This is a genomic window from Syntrophaceticus schinkii (genome assembly GCF_000946815.1).
Taxonomy (GTDB): domain Bacteria; phylum Bacillota; class DSM-12270; order Thermacetogeniales; family Thermacetogeniaceae; genus Syntrophaceticus; species Syntrophaceticus schinkii.
In genome coordinates, this window is the sequence record NZ_CDRZ01000033.1 from 1 (window position 1) to 6,750 (window position 6,750).

Annotated in this window: 8 protein-coding genes; all 8 read right to left on the reverse strand. The window is 50.8% G+C overall.

Going from position 1 to position 6,750, the window contains the following annotated elements:
* Nucleotides 1-167 precede the first annotated feature (167 nt).
* Complete coding sequence (locus SSCH_RS02585) at nt 168-413, reverse strand: hypothetical protein (protein ID WP_198142112.1); 246 nt, start codon at nt 411-413, stop codon at nt 168-170.
* Between the two features lie 196 nt (nt 414-609).
* On the reverse strand, nt 610-1,593 hold the full coding sequence (gene guaA / locus SSCH_RS02590) for a glutamine-hydrolyzing GMP synthase (RefSeq protein ID WP_084710869.1): 984 nt from the start codon (nt 1,591-1,593) through the stop codon (nt 610-612).
* Nucleotides 1,586-2,158, reverse strand: a complete 573-nt coding sequence (gene hpt / locus SSCH_RS02595) for a hypoxanthine phosphoribosyltransferase (protein ID WP_044664108.1) — start codon at nt 2,156-2,158, stop codon at nt 1,586-1,588. The genes guaA and hpt overlap by 8 nt, the downstream gene beginning before the upstream one ends.
* Before the next feature lie 192 nt (nt 2,159-2,350).
* A complete protein-coding gene (locus SSCH_RS02600) occupies nt 2,351-3,619 on the reverse strand; it encodes an adenosylhomocysteinase (RefSeq protein WP_044664113.1) in 1,269 nt (422 codons plus the stop codon).
* A 29-nt stretch (nt 3,620-3,648) separates the two neighbouring features.
* The gene (locus tag SSCH_RS02605) at nt 3,649-4,320 is read right to left on the reverse strand and encodes a potassium channel family protein (protein WP_044664109.1); all 672 of its coding nucleotides are present in this window, start codon (nt 4,318-4,320) and stop codon (nt 3,649-3,651) included.
* 13 nt (nt 4,321-4,333) lie between these two features.
* Nucleotides 4,334-5,725, reverse strand: coding sequence for a TrkH family potassium uptake protein (locus SSCH_RS02610; protein WP_332306886.1), 1,392 nt, complete (start codon nt 5,723-5,725; stop codon nt 4,334-4,336).
* A gap of 311 nt (nt 5,726-6,036) precedes the next feature.
* Nucleotides 6,037-6,426, reverse strand: a complete 390-nt coding sequence (locus SSCH_RS02615; protein ID WP_156972048.1) for a LolA-like protein — start codon at nt 6,424-6,426, stop codon at nt 6,037-6,039.
* Nucleotides 6,423-6,750 (reverse strand): hypothetical protein (locus SSCH_RS02620; protein ID WP_232294173.1); only part of this gene is annotated, 328 nt, incomplete at its 5' end. The genes SSCH_RS02615 and SSCH_RS02620, both read right to left, overlap by 4 nt.

Here is a 6,750-nt window from a genome sequence, read left to right on the forward strand (position 1 = left end):
GACTAGTGTTGTGAATTTTAGCTTTGGGTTTTCTCTTGCTTTCTCCGCTATCCTTGTCAGTTTCGTTTCCACTACTTACTCTCCTCCGGTGAGTTAGTGTTCCTCTTCCAAGGGTAATGACTCCGCTACTGCCTTTCCTCTACAGGAGTTACCCTGCTTCATCGGTACTATGCAGTAATCCGACTCCCTGCGCGCCTTTTGGCTTCCTCACTTTGTATCGCTTGTCTGCCATACTCCTTCTTCGGAAGAGCCCGCAGGTCTCCCAAGTTGCCGTGAACCAACTGTGTACAGCGTGCCAAGGTCTTTGACTCCGGGGAAGTTCCGGCCTGCTCGCCTCTATCGCCTGCCGAAATGTTGCCTTCTTCAGGACGGAATGAATCGGCCTTCCCATCTCGCACTATTTCGAAGCTCAATCCCTTCAACCTTGCGGCTTTCGGCCCGCTGTCTCGCCTGCCTACGCTTAAACATAGCTGTTACCAGCTATGCTCCAAGGCTGGCTACGGGTGGTTGGCTAAACCTTGCCCGGTGGGATTCCCACCCACTGAGTGTCACGACCTGGCTTGGTCGCTCCCGTCCCCAGTGCATTTCGTCGCTCCCGTCCCCGGTGCATCACTCCCATTCGATGGTGCCTGGAGGTTTGGGGGTGAGGTCATAGAGTACGCGGTTGATGCCCGGTACCTCGTTTAAAATCCGTTTGGCAATTTGATCCAGCAGTTCCAGGGGAAGGCGAGCGCAATCCGCTGTCATGGCATCTTTACTGGTCACTGCACGGAGGACAATAGGGTGGGCATAGGTGCGCTCTCCCCCTGTCATACCGACACTCCTGACCGGCAGCAGTGCTGCATAGTACTGCCAGATCTCCTGTTCCAGTCCGGCCCGCCGGATCTCTTCTCTCAGTATATAATCTGCCTCCCGGGCGAGGAGAAGCTTCTGCTCAGTCACTTCACCTAACACCCGCACAGCGAGCCCCGGGCCAGGAAAGGGCTGACGCCAAACAGCCTCATGCGGCAAACCCAGTTCTTCCCCGACCAGACGCACCTGATCCTTGAACAGCAAACGCAGCGGCTCCAAGAGACGCAGCTTCAGGTCTTCAGGAAGCCCACCTACATTATGATGGCTCTTGACCACACCTTTAGTATCTGTTCCAGATTCGATAACATCTGGGTAAATGGTACCCTGAAGAAGAAACTCAAACTCCCCCAGGTGAGCTGCTTCCTCCTCAAAGACACGAATAAATTCGTGGCCGATGATCTTCCTCTTCTTCTCAGGGTCCACAACTCCGGCAAGTTTAGCCAGGAACCTCTCCCGTGCATCAACAAGAATCGTCTTCATGCCCAGATGCTCTTGAAGAAGCTGTGTCACCTGTTCCCGTTCACCTTTTCTAAGCAATCCATGGTCGACAAAGATACATGTCAACTGTTCACCGATGGCGCGGTAGACAAGAGCAGCCGCAACTGTAGAATCAACACCACCGCTCAATGCCCCAATCACCCTGGAGCTGCCTACGGTTTCTCTGATTGCGGCAATCTCTTCTTCAATAAATGCAGCCGGGGTCCAATCACCACGGCAGCCGCAGATGTCACAATCACCCATGAATCATCTCCCCTTTCACTTCCTCACCCTCTGTCTCCTTGCCAGATCCCTGATCTATGACATAGATGCCAGGAAGGTTGCGGAAGCGCTGGCCACAGTCCAGGCCATAGCCTACAACAAAATAATCGGGTATGATAAAACCGTTATAATCGGGGACCAGATCAACCTTGCGCCTGTCAGGCTTGTCCAGCAGTGTACAGACTTTCAGGCTCGCAGGACGTCTGGCCTTCAGGTTTTTATAAAGGTATTTAAGTGTTAAGCCTGTGTCGATGATATCCTCCACCAGAAGGACATGCCTTCCTGTAATCGTCTCATCCAAATCCTTGAGAATCCTCACCACTCCTGAGCTGGCTGTTTCATCTCCATAGCTGGAAACAGCAACAAAATCAATAATCACAGACACATCAAGTTTGCGCACCAGGTCAGCCATAAAGACGAAGGCACCCCGCAGGATGCCTACCACCAGGAGTTCCTTTTCGGCGTAATCCTGGTTGATCCGCCCGGCCAGTTCATCGACCTTGGCTTGTATCTTTTCCTCAGCAAGCAGTATTTCCAGTTTGTGCAACTAAACCCCCACCTATCCACTGTTTAAGCAGTAAAAACTGATCAATCTGCAATTTTTTGAAAAAATCATGTCTTATTATATCATAAATTGGCATACGGTTTCGCTGAATAACACGGTTAATCTATTGATGGCGCCGCATAGCACACGTACACTGACTGCAGCCTTTTGTTGAATTGATAAATTCGCAAATCCTTAGATGGTACCGGACTCCCAGGAGGCGAGATATCTTTTCTGCTCTTCTGTCAGTTCCTCGATCTCGACCCCATAAGCAGCCAATTTGAGTCTGGCTACACGCTCATCGATCTCACGCGGAACCTGGTAGACACCGGCCTCCAGTTTTCCCTGCTCAGCCACTAACCAGGCGGCAGACAGTGCCTGATTGGCAAAACTCAGGTCCATTACCTCAACAGGATGCCCCTCCCCACAGGCCAGATTAACCAACCTGCCGTCAGCAAGCAGATAGATGCGGCGGCCGTCATCAAGAGTGAACTCTTCAATATCTTTTTTCACAACCTGACGCCTGGTGGCCAGTTTTGCAAGAAAGGGAATGTCGATCTCTACATTGAAATGGCCGGCATTGGCCAGGATTACCCCATCCTTTAAATAGGGAATATGACTCTCCCCTAAAACATGAATATCACCGGTGACCGTTACAATGAAATCAGCTCTCTTTGCTGCCCCTTTCATGGTTGTCACTTCATGCCCATCCATGATCGCTTCCAGGGCCTTAAAGGGATCAACCTCCACAACCACCACTCTTGCCCCGAGACCCTTTGCTCGAGCGGCAACACCCCTTCCACACCAGCCGTAGCCGACAACCACAAATGTGGAACCTGCAATGAGGTAATTGGTCGCTCTCAGAATACCGTCGATTGCCGACTGACCTGTGCCGTACCTGTTGTCGAAAAGGTGTTTTGTCAAAGCATCATTCACAGCTACAAGGGGATATTTGAGTGCGCCATCCCTGGCCATGGCTCTCAGCCGGACCACACCTGTGGTGGTCTCTTCTGTACCGCCGATCACGCCTTTCGCTTGCTCCGGGCGCTCTTGATGAAGGGTTGTAACCAGGTCAGCTCCATCATCGATGGTCAGATCGGGTTTCATGTCCAGGGCGGCACTGATCTGTTTGTAATAAGAATCATTATCCACACCGCGGCGGGCAAATGTTGGTATTTCATAGACCACATTGAGTGCTGCAGCTATGTCATCCTGGGTGCTGAGGGGATTTGATGCACAGAGCACCAGGTCCGCACCCCCTATTTTGAGTACCCGGGCAAGATTCGCCGTTTTTGCAGAAATGTGGAGACAGGCGGCAATTTTAATGCCTTTAAGAGGAAGGGATTGCTCCCATTCTGCCCTAATTTGGTGTAAAACCGGCATTTTCCGCCAGGCCCATTCGATGCGCTCTTTCCCGACCCTGCTCAAATCCTCATCGGTCAGCCGCAAACATTCTGTTGACATTACTGATTCGCTCCTTTTTTCGTTTTCTTTCAAGAACCTATCGGTTTTCCTTTCTCCTCCAACCTCGCAATATCCTCGGTTCCTCCGAGAACAACCATAATATCTTGTGCCTCAAAGACATGATCAGCCCCCGGAGAAACTATGATTTCAGCGTCCCTGCGGATGGCCAGGACTGTGACACCAAATCTAGCCCGCAGATCGGCTTTGCCCATAGTAATTCCGACAAGCCCTTCAGGGACCTGCATTTCAATAATACCATACTCTGAAGAGAGTTCGATATAATCAATCACTTTGGCAGAGACCAGATGGTGTGCCACCCGCGCCCCCATATCCCGCTCCGGATAAATAACGCGGTCTGCACCTACTTTTTCCAGCACCTTGCCGTGAAGATCGCTCATCGCTTTGGCCACAACGAATTTTACACCCAGCTCTTTCAACTGCACAGTCACCAGAATACTGGCCTGAAGATTACTGCCGATACCAACAATAACGACATCAAAGTTCCTGATGCCCAACGACTTGATGGTTTCAAAATCTAGAGCATCCACCTGAACCGCATGAGTGACATCATGCATGATCTGATCAACTTCATCTTTAGAGATGTCAACAGCCAGCACCTCATAACCCATTCGATGCAGATTACGGGCAACACTGCCCCCGAACCTGCCGATGCCAATCACTGCAAACTGTTTTTTTGGCATCAATAACACCTCCTCATCCAATAATGATCCTTTCATCAGGATACTTGTAACGCACCGGCTGCTGGCGCTGCCAAAAAGCCAGTGCCACGGTGAGGGGTCCTAGCCGCCCGGCATACATTGTCATAATGATCAACGCTTTGCCAAGTGTGCTCAGATGAGGTGTAAGCCCCATAGTGAGCCCCACCGTACCAAATGCAGATATGGCTTCAAAAAGAACAGCAAGAAAGCTCGTTTTTTCGCTAACCACCAGAATCATGGTGACAACCGCCACTAAAAAAGCAGCAAGCATCAGAACAGCTATTGCTTTAAAGATGATGCTGCCGGGAATAGACCTCTCAAAGGACTCGGCATCGGTTTTTCCCCGTACCGCCGACCAGGTAACTGCCAGAAGCGCCCCCAGTGTTGTGGTTTTAACCCCTCCGCCGGTTCCTCCAGGGGATGCCCCGATAAACATCAGAATGATCATGAAAAACTGGGTGGCACCGCGCAGTGAACTTATATCAAGGGTGTTGCTGCCACAGGTTCGCGGAGTAACAGCCTGGTAAAAGGAGGCAAGAATCGCTCCCCCCGGACTCAGCTGCTGCAAGGCGTTCCCTTGCTCCAGCAGCCAGAAGAGGATTGTCCCCCCCACAACCAACACTGCAGTGATCGCAAGCACCACCTTGGAGTGAAGCAGCAGGCTGGAAAACCGCCTGTTATAGTACAGATCCCTGATCACAACAAACCCAAGACCGCCGAGGATAATCAACAGGGGAATGGTAAGTGAAACAACTGCATCCCCCGAATAAGCAGTCAGACTGGAAAAGGGACCGGAGATAATGCCGAACAGGTCAAAACCCGCATTACAAAAGGAAGAGATGCTGTGAAAGAAACCATAGTAGATCCCCCTTGCCCAACCCAACTGTGGAGTAAAACGCAGGGAAAGGATCAGCCCTCCAACCCCCTCGATCAGCAAGGTCATACCGATGATGCTCTTGACCAGGCTGACGACTCCTTCCAGGCGCAGGACATTTAAGCTCTCCTGTATCAGCAGCCTTTCCCTCAAATTGATTTTCTTACCTACAAGCAGAGCAAAAAGCGTTGTCATGGTCATAATCCCCAGACCACCTGCCTGGATCAACCCGAGAATAACCAGCTGCCCAAAAAGGGAATAATGAGTTGCTGTATCCACCACAACCAGTCCTGTAACACAAACAGCGCTGGTGGCGGTAAAGAGTGCGGTGAGAAAGGGGGTGGGGTGCCCGCTGCACGCTGCCACCGGAAGCATCAATAGCATGGTCCCCACTATAATAAGTGCCGCAAAACCCAAAAGAAGGATTTGAGCAGGTCTGAAGTGAGAGAAAACCCCCCTCAGAAAAGGTTTCTGTCTCCGCTTCCCGCTCTTATCGAGTGTAATCCGATACAATAGAAAAACCTCCAGGGAAATAGCTTTGCTATAAAAAGAGCACGGCAGCACAAATGCGATCATTCCTATTCTTCCAGAATTACACTTGGATGTCAATAAAAACTCCGCCAGAAATTAGCCATCTGGCGGAGAAAATGAATCCTGACTAGCGACTGTATCCACTGGAGTGCTGGAGACTGCCCCCCATGCAAACGTCTCGCGTGCGCTGGGGACAGTCCCCCTTGCACGCGTCCCTCTTGCGTGTCTCTTGCACGCGTGCACTGGGGACTGTCCCCTTTGCACGCGTCCGGGTATCCCACTTGCACGCGCTGCTAGATAGGGGGGGCGATCTTGATCTTTTTATTGAAATCCCTGAAATCAACAGTCATCGTCAATACTGTATCAGTGCTTTGAGTGCTGACAGCTGTTGCCTCTGCCTTCACCAATATATGTTTTCTCCGGTCGATCCAAAACCGATAGGTAAAATCCTGCCACCAAATTTCCAGGTACTTGCTCTCTACCTCAGGTTTTATCTCTAAGATCACACATTTGGTCCAGCCAAGCTTCTCCTTGCCTACAAGACGCGGCGGCTCTCCAATCTTTTTAAACCGGAAACTGTTCAAGGGATCGATCTCAGCCATATAGAGCTGCTGCTTGCTCAAATCTACCCCATCTAAGATAGTCCATTTACCACTTACCGGATCCTTTGTATAACTCCTCATCCCAATCTGGTAAATTTCCACCGGAGTGCCGAGGGTTTTCCCCTGGAAGTGGTAGCATTCAGGAGCGTCCCTGTTACCCTGATCCAGGTTTTTTTATTGCCCCCAATATTCAGATCCGACTTAAGGGTATACCTGTAACTTTTTGCTTGGTAGGCCTTATCCAATGCTTCCTCCAGGAGAGGACCAGGCTCAATCTTGATAAACATAAAATAATAAAATACCACTCCTGCAGCAATAAGGAGAAAGATGACCGGCCATTTTGCCCGCCGCATTACTTCACTTCCATCCAATCTGACGTTCCCCCAGTCGATCGACGGGATCCGG

Bases quoted from the DNA above. Each gene is read 5' to 3' on its own strand.
- SSCH_RS02600 (WP_044664113.1), bottom strand. From the start codon at position 3,619: ATGTCAACAGAATGTTTGCGGCTGACCGATGAGGATTTGAGCAGGGTC.
- guaA (WP_084710869.1), bottom strand. From the start codon at position 1,593: ATGGGTGATTGTGACATCTGCGGCTGCCGTGGTGATTGGACCCCGGCT.
- SSCH_RS02615 (WP_156972048.1), bottom strand. From the start codon at position 6,426: ATGAGGAGTTATACAAAGGATCCGGTAAGTGGTAAATGGACTATCTTA.
- SSCH_RS02605 (WP_044664109.1), bottom strand. From the start codon at position 4,320: ATGCCAAAAAAACAGTTTGCAGTGATTGGCATCGGCAGGTTCGGGGGC.